Raw genomic sequence first — 2,736 nt, 5'->3', positions numbered from 1 at the left:
GAGGTTCGCTGGCCGTTGCCGGCCCGGGGCGATCTGCTGATCCGCCATCTCGGCCCGGTACGCGAACGCGTCGAGGAAGTACTGCCTGAAGCGACAATCATCGACATCGACCAGGTCTCCCTCGACAGTCCCGTGGCCAATCCCACCAAGTTGATCGGCGCACCGGTCAATTACCAGACCCACATCGATGAAGCCGAGGCAGACGAAGGCATCGTATTCGATCAGAACGTAATCAAGCCTATCAGCGAATCGCTGTGTTTCCTGAAGGCGTGCTCGTCGCTGGTGGGTCCGGGCCAGGGTGTCACACGCAGTTTTCCGGACCGGCGCACGGATCACGAACTCGAGCTTGCGGTGGTGATCGGCCGGGAAGCGCGCGGCGTCGCGCGCGACCGGGCGCTGGACTGCGTGGCCGGCTACACGATGGGCCTGGACATGACGGTGCGAGGTGCCGAGGACCGCAGCATCCGCAAGTCCGTCGACTCCTACTCGGTGCTGGGCCCCTGGCTGGCCACAGCGGAAGAGATCGAGGATCCGAACAACCTCGATCTGCGGTTGAGGCTCAACGGAGAAATCCGCCAGGACTCCAACACGCGGCACCTGATATACGATGTGCAGATGTTGATCGCCAAATGCTCGGAGTTCTACACGCTCTTGCCGGGAGATGTGATCTACACCGGTACGCCGGCCGGTGTCGGACCCGTCAAGCCGGGGGACGCACTGGAGTGCGAAATCGAGGGCATCGGCGCCATGCGCGTACCGGTTCGCTGACTTGGCGGGGTCGGATTTGTAACCCGGTCCCCGAGAGGGATTCCATGGCAACGAAACTCGACCCGAGGCATGTTCACGTCGGCGCGGCGGAACTGAAGGAGGCCTGTCCGGATTTCTATAGCGACGTGCGGGGCGCGAAGCTCTGGCCGCTGTGGGAAGAGATGAATCAGTTCGCCAACCGGACCGAGCCGGGCCCCGGGATGGCGCCGGCGCTCTGGCGGTACAGCGAAGTGCGGCCGCTGGTGATGCGAAGCGGGGAGCTCATCTCGGCGGAGGAAGCGGAGCGTCGCGTGCTCGCGCTGATGAATCCGGGGCTCAAGCCGAACATGGCGGTGACGCCGACGATCTACGCCGGCTACCAGCTTGTCATGCCGGGCGAGGTGGCGCCTTCCCATCGACACAGCCCCGCTGCATTCCGATTCATCCTTGAGGGCGGCGGCGCCTACACCGCCGTGAACGGCGAGCGCACCTACATGTATCCGGGGGACTTCGTGGTCACGCCGTCAAGAACATGGCACGACCATGGCAACGAAACCGATGAGCCGATGATCTGGCTTGACGGCCTGGACTGGCCTCTCACCGACAAGCTCGGACTGACATATTTCGAGGCTTATCCAGGATTCCAGCATCCCGAAACGCGGCCACCCGGCGATTCGTCGGTGCGTTACGGGATGGGTGTCGTCCCCCTTGGGCATGAACACCGCGCCGCGTACACGCCCGTGGTCAATTACACCTATGAACGGACTCGGGAAGCGTTGGCAGCAATAAGCAAGTCCAGCGAACCGGACCCATGCCACGGCGTGAAAACCCGGTACACCAATCCGCTCACCGGAGACGACGCCATACCGACGCTGTCTGCCTTCCTCCAGCTATTGCCGGCCGGGTTCCGCGGGGCGCCCTACCGGCAGACGGACGCCTGTGTCTACTCGGTGATCGAGGGCTCCGGACGCACAGAAATCGGCGATGAGGTGCTGGAGTGGGGACCGAAGGACACCTTTGCGGTTCCTATCTGGTCGCAACACCGTCACATCGCCGGCGGCGAAGACGTCATGTTGTTCAGCTTCTCCGACCGCGGACTGCAGGAGAAACTCGGGCTCTGGCGTGAGCAGAGAGCCCGAGCTTAATCCCGGATCGCCCACAACAATCCGGAGCGCCTACAGGCGATAGTTTCCGCCGACAAAAATCATCCGTCCACGCGGGGTGGCCGGAAAGGCGTTCTCGGATATGAACGGATCCGTATGGGTCACGTTGTTGATGCCGCCGTAAAAGGTCATGTCGTCGCCGACATCGTATCGGGCGTTCACATCGTGAATCCAGACGCCGTCCAGGAATACCGCGTCGCCGAACAGGGTTTGTGCGGTATCGATTTCCACTCTGGCGGAGCCCAACAGCATGTCTCCCAGGTATTGGGACTGCCAGCCGATGCTCAGATCGCCCCACGTCCAGCGCAGCAGGATGTTGCCGGCCATTTCGGGGCGCAGGATTTCGCCCAGCTCCACGTCGATATCGTTCAGGTTGGTGGGGTTGGTGAAGTTGTTCAGCGAGTTGACCTTGGTCCCGGTGACTGTCGCTTCGAAGTCGTGAGCGCCAAAGCCGAAGTTGTACCCGACGCTCGCGTCAATGCCGTCGGTCTCAAGCCTCGCGAAGTTGATGTCGGTGAACCGGATGAAATTGAATCCCCCGAACTGAGCCGACGTCGGCGTCGCGTTACGAGTAAACAGCGTACAGAAGTTGTCATTGAGGGATTCGCCCTGGTAACAGCTGTTCACGATGTCCTGAGCCGTGACCGACTGGATGGCGTCTTCGATCCTGATATCCCAGTAGTCCACCGTGAAGTTGAAACCGGGCAGGAACGAGGGCTGGAACACGAAACCGTAAGTCACGGTGTCGGCCGTTTCTTCCGACAGGTTGGGGGTACCGCTGTGTGTGCCTGAAAACCGGGCAGACGCCGGAACGGCGAATGCGCAG

3 protein-coding genes are annotated in these 2,736 nt (G+C 61.9%); 2 read left to right on the top strand and 1 reads right to left on the bottom strand.

The annotated features are described in order from the left end of the window. Together OXG98_10185 and gtdA are read left to right on the top strand one after the other, a co-directional pair. A partial coding sequence (locus OXG98_10185) for a fumarylacetoacetate hydrolase family protein (GenBank protein ID MCY3772372.1) occupies positions 1 to 768 on the top strand: 768 nt, incomplete at its 5' end. A 44-nt stretch (positions 769 to 812) separates the two neighbouring features. Next, positions 813 to 1,892 (top strand): gentisate 1,2-dioxygenase, encoded by a 1,080-nt coding sequence (gene gtdA / locus OXG98_10180; GenBank protein ID MCY3772371.1) that lies wholly within the window; start codon positions 813 to 815, stop codon positions 1,890 to 1,892. A gap of 30 nt (positions 1,893 to 1,922) precedes the next feature. Here gtdA and OXG98_10175 read toward each other — a convergent pair. Continuing rightward, a partial coding sequence (locus OXG98_10175) for a TonB-dependent receptor (protein ID MCY3772370.1) occupies positions 1,923 to 2,736 on the bottom strand: 814 nt, incomplete at its 5' end.

The organism is Gemmatimonadota bacterium (assembly GCA_026706345.1).
Classification (GTDB): Bacteria; JAAXHH01; JAAXHH01; order JAAXHH01; family JAAXHH01; genus JAAXHH01.
This window is presented reverse-complemented; position numbering and strand designations above follow the sequence as displayed.